The organism is Actinophytocola sp. (assembly GCF_035942955.1).
Classification (GTDB): Bacteria; Actinomycetota; Actinomycetes; order Mycobacteriales; family Pseudonocardiaceae; genus DASYTH01.
In genome coordinates this window covers 16129-35464 of the sequence record NZ_DASZCQ010000018.1, presented here as the reverse complement: position 1 = coordinate 35464, position 19336 = coordinate 16129, and the positions used below count along the sequence as shown (strand labels likewise).

Below are 19336 nucleotides of genomic sequence, written 5' to 3'. Positions count from 1 at the left end.
GCACCTGGCGCAGCTCGCCGACCGCGCGGCGTTCGCCCCCGGCCCCGTCCCGGCCGGGCTCGGCCGCGCCGCCTGGCCGCTTGCGCTGCAGGTGCGCTCCGGCCTGCGCCGGGCGATCCCGTGGTACCGCAGGCTGTTCTGGTCGGTGGACCCGCGTCCGCTGTGGCGCCGCTAGCCGGCAAACCGGCTCAGTGCCGCCACCTCGCCGAGTCGCGCGAGCTTGGCCGGGTTGCGGACGGCGTAGATCCGGGTGATCCGACCGTTCTCGATCACCAGGCTGGCCACCGTGTCCAGCTTGCCGTCGAGGTCGAGCCGCACCGCGGGCGCGCCGTTGAGCCACATCGGCAGCACCTCGACGTCGGCCACCTTGACCAGGTTGCTCAGCACCGGCGCCAGCCGGTCGGCGCCCTTGACCGGCCGGCGAGCCGCGGCGACCACGCCGCCGCCGTCGGCCACGGCCACGACGTCGGGCGCGAGCACGTCCAGCAGCCCCTGCAGGTCGCCACCGCGAACCGCGGCCAGGAACCGCGCCACGACGGCCTCCCGCTCGGCCCGGCTCACCCGCGCCCGCGGCCGCCGCGCGGCCACGTGCTCCCGGGCGCGGCGGGCGATCTGCCGCACCGCCGCCGGCGTCTTGCCGACCGCCTCGGCGATCTCGTCGTACGGCGTCTCGAACACCTCGCGCAGCACGAACACGGCGCGCTCGGTGGGGCCGAGGGTCTCGAGCACGGTGAGCATCGCGAACGAGACGCTCTCCGCGAGCTCGACGTCCTCGGCCACGTCCGGGCTGGTCAGCAGCGGCTCGGGGAGCCACTCGCCGACGTACTCCTCGCGCCGCCGGGCCAGCGTGCGCAGCCGGTTGAGCGACTGCCGGGTGACGATCCGCACCAGGTAGGCCCGCGGGTCGCGGACATCGGCCCGGGCCGCCGACCACCGCAGCCAGGTCTCCTGCACGACGTCCTCGGCGTCGGCGGCCGAGCCGAGCAGCTCGTAGGCGACGGTGAACAGCAGGCTGCGGTGGGCGACGAACGGGTCGTCGGTCATGCCGGCGACGCTACGGCGCTCGGCCGCGCAAGGGGCGCGAGGCCGCACGACGCCGAGATCCCCTGGCCCTCGATGCCGAGCGCGACATTCGACCGGGCGTACTGGTTCGCCAGCCCGATCCACGCGGTGAGCTCGACCATCGCCGGCGCCCCGAGCCGCTCGAGCAGCCGGGCGGACAGCTCGTCGGTGACCGTCGGCGGCGTGTGCGACATCGCCTCGGCGTATTCCAGGACGTCGCGCTCAAGCGGCGTGAACACGTCCGACTCCCGCCACCGCGGCACCTCCCTGGCCTTGGCCACGTCGAGCCCCTCGTTGTGCGCCTGGAAGTACCCGAGGTCGAGGCAGAACGAGCAGCCGATCAGGGACGCCACCGCCATGTGGGCGTAGGACTTCAGGTCCTTGTCGCACGCGTTCCACTTGGCGGCCTTGCGGCCGAGGCCGAGGCCGAGCTTGAGCACCGGCCGGTTGTGCCACATCACCGCGAGGCCGTCGGGCACGACGCCGAACATCTTCCTGCTGAACTTCTTCAGCACGGCGCCGTAGACGCCGGTGATCTCGGCCTTGGGAATCCGGGTGTTGCTGGTCACGTCTCCTCCTCAGGTGCCGGTCTCGGCATGGAGACACCGGCCGCGGCCGATGTGTGACAGCCCGGGAGAAACTCAGCGGACCGCGCAGGTGCGGTCGGAGGCGCCGCGCTCGTTGGCCTGGTCGTTGAGCCCGATCGCCAGCACCTGGAAGCAGTACTCCTCGGCGGCCGGGTCCAGACCGTCCACTGTGTACGTCGTAACGCCGGGGACGACGGTGGCAAGCGCCACCCGGCGCGGACCGGTCACGTCGACGACGACGAACTGGGCCTTGCCGCCGGACGGGTCGGACCAGATCAGCGTGATGGCGTTGCCCTGGTCCTCAAGGCGGTTCAGGGTGGGCGTGAACGCCGGGTTGCCGCCGGCCGGCACGGTCGTGGTGGCTTGCTCCGAAGTGGACGGAGGCGCCGCGGTGCTCGACGGCGGCGGTGGCTGCCGCGCCTGCCTGCTCAGCCCACTCACGACGGTGGCGAGCACGCCGATCGCGCCGCCGACGAGGATCGCGGTCACGGCGAACAGCAGGACGCGGCGCACCCGGCGGCGCGGCGGGGCGGGCGGGGTCGGAGCCAGGCTCACCGTGGTGTCCGGCCGCCACGGCGCCGGCGCCTGGTAGTCCGCGGGCATCGGCCCGAAGTCCGGTTGCGCGCCCAAGTCCGGTTGCGGGCCGAAGTCCGGCAACGCGGTCGGGTCGTCGGGCAGCCGGACCGTCAGGCCGGCGAGGTCGCTCCCCGGGCCGAGCGTGGTCCGCTCCGGGTCCACTTCGGACCCGACCGGTCGGGCCTCGGGCTCGGGCGGCGGGGTCGGCCGCGGTCCGAAGTCGGCGATCGGCATGGACGGCGTCCACCCCACGGCCTCGGTCGGCACGGCGGCAAGGGCCGAGCGCAGCGCGGCGGCGTCGGGAAAGCGGTCCTCGCGCCGCTTGCTCAGGCACCGGCTGATCACCGCGGCCAGCTCGGGCGGTACGTCGGCCCGGCGGATCGGTCGCGGCTCCGCCGAGCGCACCCGGTCCAAATAGGATAGCACGGTGTCCTCGTCCGGGTTCTCCGAGGCGAACGGCGGGGCGCCGTCGAGCAGCGTGAACAGGGTCGAGCCGAGCGACCACAGGTCGTCGGCGGGCGACGGCGACCGGCCGTCGATCATCTGCGGGGCGGCGTGCCGGTAGCTGACCATCTGCAGCGACGAGGTGTGCCCGGCGTCGGCCATCCGCGCGATGCCGAAGTCGGCGAGCACGTAGGACGTGGGCAGCACCAGGATGTTCTGCGGCTTGACGTCGCGGTGCAGGAAGCCCTGCGCGTGGGCGAAGGCGAGCGCGTCGGCGACGGCGGTGCCGGCGGCGACGACCTCGACCACCGGCAGCGGGCCGCGGTCGCGCAGCCGGTCGTGCAGGGAGCCGAGGTCGTAGTACTCCATCACGATGCACGGCCGCCCGCCCGGCGCGGTGCCGGTATCGATGACGGTGACGATGTGCGGGTGCTGGCGGCCGAGCCGGACGGTGATCTCCAGCTCGCGGCGGAACCGGGCCAGCCGGTCCAGATCCCCGACGTTGATCACCTTGATGGCCACGTACCGGTCGAGGCCGTCCTGCCGGGCCCGGTAGACGAGGCCCTCGCCACCCTCGGCGATCAGCCGGAAGTCGCTGTACCCGGCCAGCCGCATGTCTTCCGGCTGCGCCTGGACACCCTGCTCGGCGGATCGCGGCGCCCAGGCGAGCAGTTCGGCGTCCTGATCAGTCACGCGGTCAGTCTAAGGATGTCCACCCCGCGCAGGTTGTCGGCGACGAAAACCAGCCCGCGGTGCCAGTACGGCGCCCAGGCCCGGCCGTCGCCAGGACGGAAGTACGCGATCTGGGTCGGGTTGGTCGGGTCGCTGATGTCCAGGAACCGGGTGCCCTGCGCGTAGAAGGCCTGCGCCAGGATGTTGCCCCGCACCTGGAAGTAGTGCGCCGAGCAGTCGGCGCTTGCCGGGTCGCTGCCCTCCTGGCCGGCAACGCCCCAGGTGCCCACCGGCTCGAGGCGGAACGGGTTCTCCGGCGTGGACCGCCAGCCCTCGCCGTTGAACGAGCCGCGCAGGGAGGCGATCACCAGCACGCCGTCGCCTGCGCACCCGTCGACGAAGTTCTCCTCGGTGACGTAGATGAGGTTGCCGAACCGCCCGTGGCCGTCCGCCTCCGGGCCGTCCTCGGCGGACCGGCCGCCGACCGGCCGGAAGCTGTTGTGCATGAACCGCGACGGCGCCGCCAGCTCGTCGATCCCGCCGCCCGCGTAAGGGATCGGGTTGAGCGCGGTGGCCCGGCGCACCTTGCCGGTCAGCGGGTCGCGGTGCGCGCCGTCGGTCCAGTAACCGCGGGTGCCGCCGCGGCCGGACACCCAGGCGATGCCCATCTCGTCGACCTGCACGTCGTGCGAGTAGTCGGTCTTGCCGTCGTTGCGGCCGAGGTCGATCGGGTCCGGGAACACGACCGGGTTGCGTGGATCCCGCATGTCGGTCACCCAGATCGGCCGGCCGCCCCATTCCGCCGGCATGGTGCTGGCCTTGGCCGGCCCGCCGGTCCACAGGAACTGGCAGCGGTTGATGCAGCTGGTGGTGTGCCCGGCCGGCACCATGACGTAGCTGATCACCGCGAGGGCCTCGGGGTTCGACGCGTCCACGGTGTAGATGCCGGACTCGCCGGTCTGCACGTTGCCGCCGAACGCGCGCGGGTCACGGGCCAGGAACACCAGCTTGCGCACCGGGTCGACCTCGGTGTCCTCCATCTGCCACATGCCGGGCATGGAGACCTCGGACAGGAACCGCGGCCGGGTCGGGTCCCGTGTGATGTCGTACGACTTCACCCCGAACTGGCCCATGACGAACATGACGTCGCGGTGCCCGTACCGGATGAAGTTGATCGCGATGGCGCCGGCCGCGTCCGGCAGGTTGGCCAGGTGCTGCACGCCCCGAACGGCCGACGTCGCGGCGGCCGGGGCCGCCTGAGGGGCGGCGTGTTGCGCGTGCTCGGCGCCCGCGCTCGGGCTGGCTTCGTTGCAGGCGTCGGCGGGAATCGCGGTCAGGGCGGTGGCCACCACCACCGCGGCGACGAAACCCGAGCGCAGGAACCAGGAACGCACCTCAACCTCCCCGACGGAGTCGATGCGCCTACCGTAACCAGCGTGATCGGCGCGCGGAAGGTTCGTTCGGCGGTAAGGGTGCTCGTCGTCGCGCTCCTGCTCGCGGGGTGCGGCGACCAGGAGGCGCCCGGACCCGAGCCGGGCACCTACCGGATCGGGGTGCGCGAGCCGGCCAGCCTGCTGCCCGCGCAGGTCACCGATGCGCCCGGCCGGATGATCACCGGCGCGCTGTGGACGCCGCTGACGACGCACGATCCCCGGACGCACGAGGTCACCCCGCGGGCGGCGGCCGCGGTGACCAGCCCCGACCAGGTGGTATGGACCATCACGCTGCGGCCGGGCCAGCGGTTCCACGACGGCTCGCCGGTCACCGCCCGGTCCTACACCGGCGCCTGGCAGGCGGCCATGGCGCAGCGCTGGCCGGGCGCCACCGTGCTCACCCAGGTGCTGCGGGCCAAGGACCTGCGCGCGGTGAACGACACGACCGTCGAGCTGGTCCTCGAGCGGCCGTTCGCCCAGGTGCCGCTGGTGCTCGGCGCGCCGGCGCTGTACCCGCTGCCGGACGCCGTGCTGTCGTCGAGGGACTGGGCCGGGTTCGCCAGGGCGCCCGTGGGCAACGGGCCGTACCGGATGGCCGAGCCGTGGCAGCCGGGGTCCGGCGCCCGGCTGGTCCGCTTCGACGGGTACTCCGGCGACGCGGGCACGGCCAGGGAGATCGCGGTGCGGGTGGTCGACGATCCCGCCGTGCTGTACAACCAGGTGCGCACCGGCGCGCTGGACGTGGCCACCACGGTGCCCGGCGCCAGCCACGAGTCGATGCGTGCCGAGTTCGGCGGCCGGCACCTGCAGTGGCCGCTGCCCGACCTGACCTACCTGGCGCTTCCCTTGTGGGACAAGCGGTTCGCCGAGCCCACGGTGCGCCACGCGTTCTCCCTCGCGGTGGACAGGGCCGCGCTGGAGGCCGGGCCGCTCGACCGCCAGGTGGACCCGGCGCGCTCGCTGCTGCCGCCGTCGGTCGCGCTGGCGGCGCGCCAGGGCCCGTGCCGGCCGTGCAACCATGACCCGGGTGCGGCCACGTCGCTGCTCGGCCAGGGCACTCCGATCCAGGGCCCGGTCCACCTCTACCACGACCCGGGGCAGCAGCCCTGGGTCGGCGCCCTCGTCGAGCAGCTGCGCGGCACGCTGAAGCTCGACGTGATCGCCCAGCCGCTGCCCGGCGGCCCGGCCCGGGACCGCCCGGACGGCCCGTTCCTGGTGTCCCGCCCGCTGTTCACCGCCAGCCCGCGCGAGCCCATGACCGGCATCGTGGGCTACACCCACGCCGGGTTCGCCGACGCGCTCGCCGCCGCCGACGCGGCCACCGACCCGGCCGGCAGCGACCAGCTCTACCGGGTCGCGGAGAACCAGCTGCTGCGCGACCTGCCGGTGATCCCCCTCTGGTCCGGCCACGGCCACGCGGTGTGGAGCGAGCGGGTCAGCATCGCCGCCAGCGATCCCATCCGCGACATCGACCTCGCCGCCGTCCACGTCGCCGCGTAGTCGCCCGCTCACTTCGGCATTGACGCATCCGCCGCGTGTCTGTAACTCTTGTATTTCAGCGCGCAAGAACTGTACTGATCTCTGCAACTTTCCGCTCCCCCTGCGAGAGGAACGCGATGAAGCGCCTGATCTCGCGGCTGATCCCCGCGATCCTCGCCGGCACCCTGCTCCCGACCCTGCTCCCGCTGGCCGGTCCGGCCGCGCCCGCCGAGGCGGCCCCGCTGGCGGCGACCCTCACGGCCAGCAGCGCCACCGGCCCCTACGTCGCGAGCAACGCCGGCGACGGGAACCGGGCGACCTACTGGGAGAGTGCCAACAACGCCTTCCCGCAGTGGATCCAGGCCGACCTCGGCGCCGCCGTCGCCGTCGACCGGGTGGTGCTCACGCTGCCGACCGCGAACTGGCCGGCCCGGACCCAGACCCTGGCCGTGCGGGGCAGCACGAACGGCACGGGCTTCACCGACCTGGTCGCCTCCGCCGGCTACGCCTTCGACCCGGCGACCGGCAGCACGGTGACGATCACCTTCGCCGCCGCCACCGTCCGGTACGTCCGGCTGCACATCACCGCCAACACCGGATGGCCGGCCGGCCAGCTGTCCGAGCTCGAGGTGCACGGACCGTCCACAGGGGAGCCGGCGCCGCGGAACCTGGCCCTTGGCAAGCCGATCACCGCATCCTCGCACGTGCATACGTTCGTGGCGACCAACGCCAACGACGACAACGCGTCGACCTACTGGGAGGGCGCGGCAAACAGCTACCCGAACACGCTGACCGTGAGCCTCGGCGCGAACGCGACGATCAGCTCGGTGGTCGTGCGGCTCAATCCCGATCCGATCTGGGGCCGGCGCACGCAGACCATCGAGGTGCTCGGCCGGGAGCAGAGCGCCACGGCGTTCACCACGATCGCGGCCGCGGCGCCGTACGTGTTCGACCCGGCTTCGGGCAACACCGTGACGATCCCGGTGTCCGCCACCGCGGCCGACGTCCGGCTGCGGTACACCGCCAACACCGGGGCGCCCGCCGGGCAGGCCGCCGAGCTCCAGGTGTTCGGTGTGCCCGAGCCCGATCCGGACCCGGTGGTCAGCTCGGACCTGGTCGCCTCGCCGGTGAGCTGGTCGCCGAGCAACCCCGCCGCGGGCGACGTGGTGACGTTCTCGGTCGGGATCCGCAACCAGGGCACCGTCGCCTCGGCGTCCGGCGCGCACGGCATCACGCTGACCGTGCTCGACGCCGGCGGCGCCACCGTCCGCACGCTGACCGGCGGGCACACCGGGGTGATCGGCGCGGGCGCCACCACCGCCCCGGTCAACCTGGGCACCTGGACGGCGGCCAACGGCCGGTACACCGTGCGGGTGGTGCTGGCCGACGACGCCAACGAGCTGCCGGCCATGCGGGGCAACAACACCAGCAGCCACAACCTGTTCGTCGGCCGCGGCGCGAGCATGCCCTACGACATGTACGAGGCCGAGGACGCCGTGATCGGCGGCGGCGCGACGATCGTCGGTCCGAACAGGACGGTCGGCGACCTCGCCGGCGAGGCGTCCGGCCGGCGGGCCGTCACGTTGAACTCCACCGGCAGCTTCGTCGAGTTCACCACCAGGGCCAGCACCAACACGCTGGTCACCCGATTCTCCATCCCGGACGCGCCGGGCGGCGGCGGGATCGGCTCGACGCTCAACATCTACGTCAACGGCGCGTTCCACAAGGCCATCAACCTGACCTCGCGGTTCGCCTGGCTCTACGGCGCCGAAGCCAGCCCCGGCAACTCACCGGGCGCCGGTCCCCCGCGGCACATCTACGACGAGGCCAACGTGCTGCTCAACGCCACGGTGCCGGCCGGCAGCCGGATCCGGCTGCAGAAGGACCCGGCGAACGGCACCACGTACGCCATCGACTTCGTCAACCTCGAGCAGGTGGCGCCGATCCCGAACCCGGACCCCGCCCGGTACGCGGTGCCGGCCGGGTTCACCCACCAGGACGTGCAGAACGCGCTGGACCGGGTCCGGATGGACAGCACTGGAAACCTCGTCGGCGTGTACCTGCCGCCCGGCGACTACCAGACGTCCGGCAAGTTCCAGGTGTACCTCAAGCCGGTGCGGGTGATCGGCGCCGGGCCGTGGTACACCAGGTTCCTCGCACCCTCTACTCAGGACAACACGGACGTCGGCTTCCGCGCCGAGTCCACCGCGAACGGCTCGGTGTTCGCCAACTTCGCCTACTTCGGCAACTACACGTCCCGCATCGACGGCCCCGGCAAGGTGTTCGACTTCAGCAACGTCGCCGACATGGTGATAGACAACATCTGGGCCGAGCACATGGTCTGCCTCTACTGGGGCACCAACACCGACCGGGTCACCATCCGCAACTCCCGGATCCGCAACCTGTTCGCCGACGCCATCAACATGACCAACGGCAGCACCGGCAATTTGGTGACCAACAACGAGTCCCGGGCCTCCGGCGACGACAGCTTCGCGCTGTTCAACGCCCAGGACGCCGGCGGCGGCGAGGTGACCGGCAACGTCTACGAGAACCTCACGTCGCTGCTGACCTGGCGGGCCGCCGGCGTCGCGGTCTACGGCGGGTTCAACAACGTGTTCCGCAACATCCACATCGCCGACACACTGGTGTATTCCGGCATCACGATAAGCTCGCTCGACTTCGGCATCCCCATGAACGGCTTCGGCGCCGACCCGCCCACCCGGTTCGAGAATATCTCCATCGTCCGTGCCGGCGGCCACTTCTGGGGCGCCCAGACCTTCCCCGCGATCTGGATCTTCTCCGCCTCCAAGGTCTTCCAAGGCATCCGCGTGTCCAACGTGGACATCGTCGACCCCACCTACCACGGCATCATGTTCCAGACCAACTACGTCGGCGGATCCCCCCAGTTCCCCATCCGCGACACGGTTTTCACCAACATCACCATCACCGGCGCCCGCGGCAGCGGCGACCAGTTCGACGCCAAGTCCGGCTTCGCCATCTGGGCCAACGAGATGCCGGAACCCAGCCAAGGCCCCGCCGTCGGCTCGGCCGTCTTCAACGGCCTGACCATGCGCGACAACCGCCAGAACATCAGGAACACCACATCCACCTTCACGATCACCGTCAACCCATGATGGACCGGGCGGCGCGTCACTAGCCCAGGTACGCCCTAGTGAACAGATCGTCGTAGAACCTCCAGTCGCACCCGGCGTCGGGCATGCCCATAGCAGTACGGGCCAGACCGACATCTCGAATGTGTTGCAGTACGGCAGGTGTGTAAAGTCTCGTGGCGGCCAGCGAAATGAACTCCTCCTCGACTGAGGAGACAAAGATTCCAGGGTCATCCGTGTTGATCGTGCACCTGAGATTCTCGTTGAGGAACCGCGCAAGCGGGTGGGTATGGAATCCCTCGTAGTCGCCGATGGCGATGTTCGATGACGGACAGCACTCGACCACGACGGGGTCGTCGCCGCGGCGCAGCACCTCGACGACGTGGGGTCGCAACAACCGATACAGCTCGGCTGCAAGCTCACGCAGCTCGCCGCTGCCGGTAAGTAGCCGATAGTTTCCGTCATACTCGACTGGTGGGATCGACGCACCGCGGTACCTGAACTTTCCCCGGAACACGAACGCGGCCAGCAGGACGTTCGCCAGATCCTCGAACTCCCGCGGGACATCCGACTCGATCGATGCGCCGGCCACGGTGTCATCGGTCAGATCTCCGTGTGGCCTCAACGCGCTGACCCCGATCTCGGCCAGGGCGGCGGTGGAGAACCGCCGGGCGTACCAGCGACCGAGCACGGAGGGCTCCACCTCGATGCCGAACACGGCTCCGGCAAGCTTCCTGAGCCATTCGGCGAGACTGAGAACGGTAGCTCCCGGCAACTGAGCTCCCGAACTCTCGGTAAAGTTGTATGCCCAGCAGAGGTCGTCCAGGAACTCGGCGGCGCGATAGGGATAAGACAGTCCGCCAACCTGCTCACGGTCCGGATCGAGCGCAAGACAATGCCCGATCCGCGAGACCGGAGTCTCAAACATCAGCACCTCGCCGATTCTGCGTAGCCCCTGCAACGGAGACGCGAAGTACTCACCCGCGTGAATAGAGTAGACGAACGGCCGGCGTCGCGGCTCGGTGGACAGCAGGCCGTCCAGATAGCGGTAGGCGATGCCGAACACCCAGTTCGGGCAGTTGTCCTCTCTCCCGGCAACGTCCACGCCACCGATGAACGACCAAAGTTCCGGTCGGTCGTTGACAACCTGAGCGATGGCGTGCGAGATCGCCAGAGCGGAGGGCAGGGGGAACCGGTGTGACCGCCGGCTGAGGACCGTATCGACACCGTCCTCATGCAGCAGTGAATCCTGCTCTTGGATCGTGTTACGCACGAAGCTCACCGGCATCTGCACAACCAGCGAGCCGCGTGCCTCTTGCAGATAGTCGCGCACACCGATCAAGTGGTCGCGAACGTCGTTGAGGATTTCCTTCTTGGCGAGGCTCACGCGGCCGGGAGAAGAAGGCTTCACCGTCTTCCGTAGTTCCAGGCGGGTGAGCGAGGTGTCAGCACACATGTACCGAACCGCCGATGACACGCGCGATGCGGCACTGTTCAGTCCGGCACCGGTGTCGAAGGAGTCATCCCCCAACAGGTCGTGCACCTTCCTGAATCGGGAAAGCAGGGCGAATCGATCAGCAAACTCGTCCAGATAGCTACGCAAAGGGCTGGTTATCACCATGTGTAACACGCCAATCGTGGTGACTATGCCCCGCAGCAGCACCGTTGTCTCTCGATCCGGCCGGAAATTATGGCCATTTCCAAAAACTTGCTGCATTTCCCGACGCAGACGTGTGAAATTGGGCACCAGCTCAGCGTCCGCAAGCATGCGAATGCCCTCCCAGAGCGGGACCAAGTCACGGTATCGCAGGTCCTGCTGTTTTCTCGCGAGCATCGCAATCCTGAACCAGAACTGCCCATCGTGTGCCCATTGACCGGGTACACCTCCGCGCAGGCCCGCGTTCTCCCGCCATGATCCAACACCCTCCGCGAGCACCGCAGCCACCCAGCAGAGCCCCGCCAGCATCGGATAAACATGGACCAGCGTCCTACCAGTCACATCCTTGCCGACAAGGTCCGGCTCAAACGGGCTGTCGGGCACCGAATCTATCAGAGAAAGGTTCTTCGACAGGGACGTCACCGAACCCTTGATAACCAGTTCCAGGGCAGCACTCATTGGCGCGGCTCCGCCCGAGTGGACGTGCGCGTCGGCCACTCCAGCGTCGAACAGCGCCCGCACGCGATGAGTACAGAGGGTGGCCAACAACTCCTTCCTGCTGTGGTCCGACGCAAGTTCGATGATGTCGTACGGCAGAACGGTTCTTAGCATACGCAGCGCATCGAGCCGAGCGGTCCCATTTCGATCAGATTTGTTCAATACGCTGCTCACCGCATGCCTGAGCAATCCGACCCAAGGCGTATCCCGAGCTACGACCGCGAACAACTCCCGCAATCTAATCGGTAGGTCAGCAGCCTTATAGTGTCCATTCTGCCGGAGGGCGGGACCCAAGTTGACAAACCAGCTCTCAGTCAGCTCGTCGGTCCATTCCAAGGAATGGATCGAACCGAACGTCTGCGCGAGAGCATCCAGCACGAAAGCGGTTCCATTGCGCTTCACTCATGGACCGCCTTCCGGCCGTGCCTCTCGCTCGAGATCATTGAGAGCAGTCATTGCGGCGTGGAAGAGTGCTTGACGTGGTGGTGGTGCGCTGGCATCGCGTTCGCCTCGCACGCTGCCGACCGCGTAGGCGCCGAAGCGGGTAGTAAGGTTACGAGCCCGCTCCTCGGTAACGGCGATATGCAGTCGCTCAATCTCCGCGCCCGCTTCCCAATCGAACCTCTTGATCAGGGCGATCAACGGTTCGATCCATGGCTCTTCTGTGATCCGACGTAAACGGCTGGACATCGCGCTGACGAAACGTGCGTTTCCGACGGACAATCGTCCGCGACGTTTCAGCAGCAGCTCACGTCGGTCGATTATGAACTCGGTGAACCAGTCGTCGTGGATTGCCGGGTGGCAGACGAATAGCAGCAAGGACTCCACCCACTGGACGAAATCCCGCGCTCGCCCCTCATTCCGGGACAGTTCCCGTGTGTACACGTCCTCCAATTGACGCCAAACTTCGTCCAAGTGTCTCGCGGCGACACGGGTTGATCCGGCACCCTCGTGCCCGATCGAGCGGACAATGTCGCCTAGGCTCGGTGGCAGTCGGCGGTCCGCCTGTACATGCGCAAGCAGGCGCCACCATTCGAGCGTGATCGCGGCCATCGGCGCCTTGTGCTCGATCCAGTTCTGCGCTTGCTGCTTGATCACGTCGACGATGAACCGCCAGCCCTCCTCCACCAGGAAGTAGTCGTAGTACGCCTCCCAGGCCGGGTACAGCAGATGCATTTGGTCGGTGGTGTCCCGACCAACGGTCATCCGCAGAGCGTGCGACCCGCGCGGGCCGCCCCTGATCGGGGCGCGGCCCCCCAGTTCCTCGTGGACAACCGAATAGGCATAGGAGAACTCTCGGGCCAGCAACAACGAGTTGGTGGCCGCCTGGTGAAGCTTCGGGGCGTTGTTGAGGTCCTCGTTGCCCTTGGCGTAGGCGGCGGAGGTACGCTCCAACTCGCCGACGGCCACCTCGGAACCCTCCGGCATCCCTTGCGTCGGCAGAATCACGTGTTCGCCACCACCGGCGCCGTAGAACTTGATGTTGTTCAGTCCCAGGCGGACCACAGCCACGCCGCTGCTCAGGTCGAAGTACGCGAGATCAGACGGAACGGCTGGAACGTCGCCAGAGTTGCGCAAGCCGAACTCCAGACCGTGCTCTATGAGGGCTCGCATGGCCATGCCGCTCACTTGCTGCGGATCCCCGTTGACTGCGTTCCGCAGCTGGAAATAGAGGGTCTCCAAGTCTCGAGGGTTGGATGACAGGCAGTGTGCGTACGGCGAGGCCCGGTCGGTGCCCGGCAGGACGAAAAGCTCGCTGAGTTGCGTTTCCCGTGCGCCGCCCGCGGACAGCTGGAAGGTGTTCAGCACGGACAGCAGGGGTGCGGCATCCGTGGCCTCCAGCGGAGCGAATTTAAGTCGCTCATCTACGGTGAGTTCCTGGATCGTGGTCCGCCACTGTGGCGGTACGGCTTTCGACAACTGGCTTTCCACGACGCTGTAGATTGGCGTTCCTTTGCCTCCCAGGCTGCCGGCGACGCCCATCAGGTGGGAGTAGTTGCGCAGATAGTGTTCGCTGAGGGCCCGCCTCGCCTCGGCCAGGTCGATGCACACCAGACAGATCACCTGAGGGACGGCGGTCATCAGCCGCAAGTCGACTAGAACGCGCGGCAGTACTTCGGGTGCGAGGTCTGCGTCGTCCACGGACACGATGAGCGCCGGCACCCGGCCATGGGCTTGTTCGACCCCGCCATTTTTCAGCTCGCGCAGAATGAACGACGCCAGTTCGCACCACTGGCCGGCGAAACTCGAGCCCACTGATGCGGAGCGAACGAAATCCTCGGCGATCTCTTCAAGCGAGTGCCCCCGGTGACGTTCGTCGTACAGGTCGCGGTCTCCGATAATGCTTGCCCGGCGCAGCAGGCGGTTGAGGTACACGCCGACCGTCGCCTCGTCGCTCAAGTTCTTCTGCAGGATGTCGGGGCGTCGCGTCTCCAGGATTCGGCGCAGGTGCGCCAGCGCCAGCCCGAGGACGGAGTCGTTGGCGGAGAAGAACTCCGGCCGTATCGTGGGAAGCACCAGGTCAGCACTTTCGCCGAGTCGGTGGCAGACCTGCTCGAGTATCGTGGTCTTGCCGGCTCCCCGCTCGCCGCAAATCGCCACGACCGAGTTGTTGCCGGTCCCCGGCATGGCAAGGTGTTCCGACCTACCGGCGGGCGCACCCCGAACGTGCAAGGTCAAGACCGTGGACACAACTTGGTCGACATGCCTGCCGTGCGGGTTCGGTAGTACCAGGTTGCTTTCAGTGGTCACCGGGCTGACCACCCTGCTCTGTGAGGTGTTCCGCTGTCGGGTTCCACTCTCCGGTGGATCCGTCGGTGCTGACCGCAGCTACCCGTTGCTGAACAGAATTGACCATATATCCGAACTCTCGTTGAACGATTATCCTATATTCGGGGACATTCTCCGCAACCCAGTCGAGCGCCTGAGAATGATCGGCGGAATCCTGTCTACTGTCGGGAATCAATGAACTGAACTGGTCGAGCTGCCGGCCGCTCAAGAGCCTTGATATGCGCACCCCTATCCTGATTTCCAGAACCTCATAGAAGCGGGAGAGTACCCGCTGCTTCTGTGCCGGCTCCAAGGAACCCAGCCCTAGATCGATGAGCAGAGCGTTGTCCAGCTGGATCTTCACCAAACCTCCCAGGGCCCAACATCATGCCCGACATGCGAGGTGTGTCGACCACCGCCCACGTTCCGTTACTACGGACGGGTGAGTGGAGGGCCGGTCGTGGCGGGTGAGGAGGCCTGGTCCACCTGAGTTGCCGGTATCGGCGGCCCGGAACGCAACCGGAGGCAACTCGGGCGGACAGCAGGATCGTCGCGGGCGGATGCTAGGAACGACCAGCTGCCAGGGATGTGGCTGGTCGATCTTCGTGAGCTCGACTAATTGATCTCTACTTCGCTGCTGGCGGCCTCAGGCCAGGAAACATGTTCAGTTCGACAGCTGGCCCGCGGTCGCGATGAGCTGCACGGCGAGCACGAACACCGAGCCCAGCGCGAGGAGCCGCCAGTAGGGCCATGGCCGTCGCTTGCGGCGCACGATCAGCCACAGGACCAGCGCCGCGATCAGCGCCGGGAACACCGCCATTCCCGCGGCATAGCCCAGATCCCGGCCGTCGACCTTGGTGTCGACCCCCGCGGCCAGCGTGGCCGCGGCGAGAATGATGCTGGCCGGCAGGCAGGCCAGCAGCGCGCGCTTGTAGGTGTTGGATTCCGCCGCCCTCGGTCTCGTCCTCATCGCTTCCTCCGTCCGCACATAAGATCGTACGGTGCGTGCGCGACGCCTGCCGGTGACGATCACGGTCGCGGTGCTGGCCATCGCCGGCTGCTCGGACGAAGCGCCGCCCGCGCCGTCGCCGGAACCGAACGCCGACGGTTGGGTCACGCGGGCGGGGGCGCCGAGCGCGCGCACCGAGGTCGCCGCCGGCACGCTGGGCGGGCGGATCTGGGTGGTCGGCGGCATGGCGGAGTCCGGGCGGCCGCAAGCCGAGGTGGCGATCTACGACCCCGGCACCGACGCGTGGTCGGCGGGTCCCGCGCTGCCCGAGCCGGTGCACCACGCGGCCGCCGCGGGGGACGGCCGCCGGCTGTGGGTCGCCGGCGGCTACACCGGGAGCCAGAACCGGCCGACCGCGGCCGTCCGCGTGATCGACAGCGCCACCGGGACCTGGGCCGACGGTCCGGCGCTGCCGTCCCCGCGCGGCGCGGGCGCGCTGGCCTGGGACGGAAAACGATTGCTGTTCGCCGGCGGCGTCGGCCAGGACGGGCTGGCCGGGGACGTCTTCGCGCTGGAGGGCGGAAACTGGCGCCGGATCGGCGAGCTGAGCCCGGCCCGCGAGCACCTCGCCGCGGCGTCCGACGGCGCCGGCACCACCTGGTTCCTCGCCGGGCGCCTCGGCGGGCTGGACACCAACCGGGCCGAGGTGGACGTGGTCGTCGGCGACCGGGTCCAGCGGGCCGGCACGGTGCCCACCGCCCGGGGCGGGGTGTCCGGTTTCGCCGCGCCGGGTCTTGGCGGCTGCGTCGCCGGCGGCGAGCAACCCGGCGGCACGTTCGACACCGTCGAGTGCCTCACCGCCGACGGGCGCGCGACGACGCTGCCGCCGTTGCGCGCCGGCCGGCACGGGCTCGGCGCCGCCGCCCTCGACGGCGTCGCCTACGTGCTGCTCGGCGGGCCGGATCCCGGGTTGACGGTCAGCAACACCACCCAGGCCCTACGCCTGAGCGGCCGCTGACCTGTACGGTGCCCGCATGTCGCAGCCGCGTGACCCGTACCGCAGGGGGCCTGCGCCGCCGTACCGGCAGTACGGGCAACCGGCGCCGTACCAACAGCAATACGGCCAGCCGGCGCCGTATCAGCAGCCACCGCGCCGGCCGGCCGCGCTGCGCGAACCGCCGGCCCCGTCGCGGGCGCCCCGGCGGATTCCCGGGCTGGGCCTGATCCTGACCCTGCTCGGCGTGATCATCCAGGTGCTCAGCTTCACCGTGCTGCCCTGGATCATGGTCGACGCCAACCAGCCGGTCTCGATCTCGCTGCCGACACTGTGGGACGGCGCGACCGAGCTCGGCACGCACGGCTTCGGCGCGTGGTACGTCGTGCTGTTCAGCTACCCGCTGGCGGCCCTTGGGATCGTGCTCGCGCTGGCCACCGTGCTGGACTCGGTGGTGCTCAAGGTGATCTGGGGCGGCCTGATGATCGTCGGGCTCGGGGTGCTCGTGCTGCGCTACGGGTTCGGGCCGGTCGCCGACCTGGTCGTCACCGACGACGAGGAGCTGCGGTTCACCACCCAGGAGATCACCACCGCGGTGATCGCGGTCGCCGCCCTGGTCGTGGTGATCTTCGTGCTGCGCACGGCGATGTCGATGTTCCGCCGGGTGGCCGCGCTGATCCTGCTCGGCCTGGCCGGCGTGCACGTCGCGGCGGTGGTGGATCTGGTCCGGGACTCCTCGGGTGAGCTGGGCATCGGCGCGTTCGGCCCGGCGGCCGGCTACGTGCTGATCGCGGTCGCGGCGATCGTCGGTCCGCGGCGGATTCCCGGCGTCTAGGCGGCTAGGCCAGGGCCTCCTCCACGCTGGCGCACACCACCAGCACGCTGTCCAGCCCGGTCACCCGGATCGGGCGGGCGACGGTGGGGTGGTTGGCCACCACCCGCAGCGCCAGGTTCCGTTGGGCCGCATGGGAAGCCGCCTCGGCCAGGACGGCGAGCCCGGTCGAGCCGAAGAACGTCACGGCGGTCAGGTCGATCACGACCCGCTCGGCGGCCCGCTCGACGCTTCCGGCGATGACCTCCTGCAGGTGCACGGCGCTGCTGGTGTCGACATCACCGGCCACGCTCACGATGACGACGCCGTCGACGTCGCTGCCGCGGACGTCGAAGAGCTCCTGGGCCGCCGCTTGCCGTCTTTCCGCCGGATCGAGCATGCACGGCACGGTACCGGTCGGATACCTGCGGCGACCATCTCCGTTTCGTTACAGCGCCTCGAGGCACACGGTGGTCGGCGGCTCCGGCTCGTTCGGGCAGTCGTCGGTGCTCTTGAGCAGCGTCTTGGCCACCCGGGCACCATGGCCCAATCGATTGCACCGGTGTTGCGGCGCCGGTCGTGAGAGGGTGATCGGGTGGCTGCGGATGAGGAGCGCGACGGGGTGCCGCTGACCAACCTCGACCAACCGCTGTTCGAGGGGTCGGAGGCGACCAAGCGGGACCTGGTGGACTACCTGGACGCCGTCCGGGACCGGATCCTCCCGGGACTGGCCGGCCGGCCGCTGTCGGTGATCCGGGTGCTGCGCGGTCAGGGGCCGTTCATGCAGAAGAACGTGCCGAAGTACACCCCGTCGTGGGTGCGGACGGTGCAACTGTGGGCGGAGGCGTCCAAGCGCGAGGTGTCCTACGCGCTGTGCGACGACCGCCGCACCCTGCTGTGGTTCGCCAACCAGCGGGCCGTGGAGTACCACCCGACGCTGATGCGCGCCGAGCAGTGGGACCGCCCGACCCACCTCGTGCTCGACCTCGACCCGCCGGAGGGCGACGCGTTCGCCATGGCCGTGCGCGCCGCGCTGCTGGTGCGGCAGGCGCTGGCCGACTCCGGCCTTGCGGGCGCGGTCAAGACCAGCGGGGCCAAGGGTGTGCACGTCTTCGTGCCGATCGAGTCGGCGACGCTCGAGGAGGCGGCCGCCGCGACCAGGGCGATCGCCGCACGGGCCGAGCGCGTCGACCCCACGGTCGCCACCACCGCGTACATCAAGGAGGATCGCGGCGGCAAGGTCTTCCTCGACTCGACCCGGTCCTTCGGCGCGACCGTGGTGGCCGCCTACAGCCCGCGGGTCCGCCCGGGCACGCCCGTGTCGTTTCCGGTCCCCTGGGACGACCTCGACCGCGTCTCGCCCGCCGACTTCACCGTGCACACCGCCGCCCGCCTGCTCGGCGACGGCGACCCCTGGGCGTCCGCAATGCCCGCGCCGCAACGCCTGCCCGACGACCTCATCGAGGAGGGCCGCGCCATCCCCGTCGCCCGCGTCGCCGCCATGCACGAGGGCAAGCGCCGCGCCCGCGCCCGCCGCGACGCCTAGCCGGCCAGCTTCTCGACGGCGCCGATCAGCTCCGGCCCGTCGAGCAGCGCCGCGTCGTTGTGGTTCGCCCCGGCCACCTCGACGAGGGTGGCCCGCCCCGGCGCCGCCGCCGCGACCGCCCGGCTCTGCTCCGGCGGCACGATGTCGTCGGCCGTCCCCAGCACCACCACCGTCGGCGCCCGCACCCGCCCGATCCGGTCCGCCACCGGAAACCGATCCCGCAGCAGCGCCCGCACCGGCAGCAGCGGATAGTGCACCCCGGCCACCGCCGGCAGATCGAAGAACGGCGACCGCAACAGCAACCCGTCCGGCGGATGCTCCACGGCCAACTCCGTCACCACCGCCGCGCCAAGGCTCTCGCCGAAATAGATCACCCGGTCCGCGGGCCGCTCGGCAACCAGAAACGCCCGCGCCGCCCGGACGTCCAAGGCGAGCCCCTCCTCGCTCGGATCCCCCGGATTCCCGCCATACCCCCGATAATCCACCAGCAACACCGACATCCCCCGCCCCCGCAACGCCTTCGCCAACGGCGCCCGCAAGCTCCGGTCACCCCCATTCCCCGGCGCCACCAGCACGCTCACGCCCCGCTCGCGCCCCGTCGCCGGCACGAACCACCCCGCCAGCCGCAACCCGTCCGCCGTCTCATAGCTCACGTCCCGCGCCCCCGGCAGCACGGTGCCCGCGGACGGCACCGGCCCCTCCGACGGCAGGTAGATCAACCGCCGCTGAAACACGAAGGCCAGCGTAAG

15 protein-coding genes are annotated in these 19336 nt (G+C 69.6%); 5 read left to right on the top strand and 10 right to left on the bottom strand.

Annotated elements, in window-relative coordinates:
• Positions 1 to 171 precede the first annotated feature (171 nt).
• From VGX25_RS01535 to VGX25_RS01520, 4 genes are all read right to left on the bottom strand, one after another.
• On the bottom strand, positions 172 to 1044 hold the full coding sequence (locus tag VGX25_RS01535) for an RNA polymerase sigma-70 factor (protein WP_326915679.1): 873 nt from the start codon (positions 1042 to 1044) through the stop codon (positions 172 to 174).
• Positions 1041 to 1631, bottom strand: a complete 591-nt coding sequence (locus VGX25_RS01530) for a carboxymuconolactone decarboxylase family protein (RefSeq protein WP_326915678.1) — start codon at positions 1629 to 1631, stop codon at positions 1041 to 1043. The genes VGX25_RS01535 and VGX25_RS01530 overlap by 4 nt, the downstream gene beginning before the upstream one ends.
• Before the next feature lie 72 nt (positions 1632 to 1703).
• On the bottom strand, positions 1704 to 3362 hold the full coding sequence (locus VGX25_RS01525) for a serine/threonine-protein kinase (RefSeq protein WP_326915677.1): 1659 nt from the start codon (positions 3360 to 3362) through the stop codon (positions 1704 to 1706).
• Positions 3359 to 4735 carry a hypothetical protein gene (locus VGX25_RS01520; protein WP_326915676.1) on the bottom strand — a complete coding sequence of 459 codons (1377 nt, stop codon included), beginning with the start codon at positions 4733 to 4735 and terminating at the stop codon, positions 3359 to 3361. Before VGX25_RS01520 ends, VGX25_RS01525 begins: the two co-directional genes overlap by 4 nt.
• Before the next feature lie 42 nt (positions 4736 to 4777).
• Here VGX25_RS01520 and VGX25_RS01515 point away from each other — a divergent pair, with 42 nt between their 5' ends.
• On the top strand, positions 4778 to 6274 hold the full coding sequence (locus tag VGX25_RS01515; RefSeq protein WP_326915675.1) for an ABC transporter substrate-binding protein: 1497 nt from the start codon (positions 4778 to 4780) through the stop codon (positions 6272 to 6274).
• Positions 6275 to 6390: 116 nt separating this feature from the next.
• Positions 6391 to 9387 (top strand): discoidin domain-containing protein, encoded by a 2997-nt coding sequence (locus VGX25_RS01510; protein WP_326915674.1) that lies wholly within the window; start codon positions 6391 to 6393, stop codon positions 9385 to 9387.
• Positions 9388 to 9406: 19 nt separating this feature from the next.
• Here the strand turns inward: VGX25_RS01510 and VGX25_RS01505 are convergent, their stop codons facing one another.
• The 4 genes from VGX25_RS01505 to VGX25_RS01490 form a co-directional block, all read right to left on the bottom strand.
• Positions 9407 to 11920, bottom strand: coding sequence for a hypothetical protein (locus VGX25_RS01505; RefSeq protein WP_326915673.1), 2514 nt, complete (start codon positions 11918 to 11920; stop codon positions 9407 to 9409).
• On the bottom strand, positions 11921 to 14269 hold the full coding sequence (locus VGX25_RS01500) for a hypothetical protein (protein ID WP_326915672.1): 2349 nt from the start codon (positions 14267 to 14269) through the stop codon (positions 11921 to 11923). It abuts the gene before it with no gap.
• Entirely contained in the window at positions 14259 to 14651 is a 393-nt protein-coding gene (locus VGX25_RS01495) for a DUF5663 domain-containing protein (RefSeq protein ID WP_326915671.1), read from the bottom strand. Before VGX25_RS01495 ends, VGX25_RS01500 begins: the two co-directional genes overlap by 11 nt.
• A gap of 300 nt (positions 14652 to 14951) precedes the next feature.
• Entirely contained in the window at positions 14952 to 15257 is a 306-nt protein-coding gene (locus VGX25_RS01490; RefSeq protein ID WP_326915670.1) for a hypothetical protein, read from the bottom strand.
• 31 nt (positions 15258 to 15288) lie between these two features.
• Here VGX25_RS01490 and VGX25_RS01485 point away from each other — a divergent pair, with 31 nt between their 5' ends.
• Together VGX25_RS01485 and VGX25_RS01480 are read left to right on the top strand one after the other, a co-directional pair.
• On the top strand, positions 15289 to 16254 hold the full coding sequence (locus VGX25_RS01485; protein ID WP_326915669.1) for a hypothetical protein: 966 nt from the start codon (positions 15289 to 15291) through the stop codon (positions 16252 to 16254).
• Positions 16255 to 16270: 16 nt separating this feature from the next.
• Positions 16271 to 17065 (top strand): hypothetical protein, encoded by a 795-nt coding sequence (locus tag VGX25_RS01480; RefSeq protein ID WP_326915668.1) that lies wholly within the window; start codon positions 16271 to 16273, stop codon positions 17063 to 17065.
• A gap of 4 nt (positions 17066 to 17069) precedes the next feature.
• Here the strand turns inward: VGX25_RS01480 and VGX25_RS01475 are convergent, their stop codons facing one another.
• Positions 17070 to 17441, bottom strand: a complete 372-nt coding sequence (locus VGX25_RS01475) for an STAS domain-containing protein (RefSeq protein WP_326915667.1) — start codon at positions 17439 to 17441, stop codon at positions 17070 to 17072.
• Positions 17442 to 17636: 195 nt separating this feature from the next.
• On the opposite strand from VGX25_RS01475, the gene VGX25_RS01470 reads away from it, so the two are divergent.
• Positions 17637 to 18587 (top strand): ATP-dependent DNA ligase, encoded by a 951-nt coding sequence (locus tag VGX25_RS01470; protein WP_326915666.1) that lies wholly within the window; start codon positions 17637 to 17639, stop codon positions 18585 to 18587.
• Here the strand turns inward: VGX25_RS01470 and VGX25_RS01465 are convergent.
• A complete protein-coding gene (locus VGX25_RS01465; RefSeq protein WP_326915665.1) occupies positions 18584 to 19321 on the bottom strand; it encodes an alpha/beta hydrolase in 738 nt (245 codons plus the stop codon). The genes VGX25_RS01470 and VGX25_RS01465 overlap by 4 nt on opposite strands.
• Positions 19322 to 19336: the final 15 nt, after the last annotated feature.

Bases quoted from the DNA above. Each gene is read 5' to 3' on its own strand.
- VGX25_RS01535 (WP_326915679.1), bottom strand. From the start codon at position 1,044: ATGACCGACGACCCGTTCGTCGCCCACCGCAGCCTGCTGTTCACCGTC.
- VGX25_RS01490 (WP_326915670.1), bottom strand. From the start codon at position 15,257: ATGAGGACGAGACCGAGGGCGGCGGAATCCAACACCTACAAGCGCGCG.
- VGX25_RS01510 (WP_326915674.1), top strand. From the start codon at position 6,391: ATGAAGCGCCTGATCTCGCGGCTGATCCCCGCGATCCTCGCCGGCACC.
- VGX25_RS01475 (WP_326915667.1), bottom strand. From the start codon at position 17,441: ATGCTCGATCCGGCGGAAAGACGGCAAGCGGCGGCCCAGGAGCTCTTC.
- VGX25_RS01480 (WP_326915668.1), top strand. From the start codon at position 16,271: ATGTCGCAGCCGCGTGACCCGTACCGCAGGGGGCCTGCGCCGCCGTAC.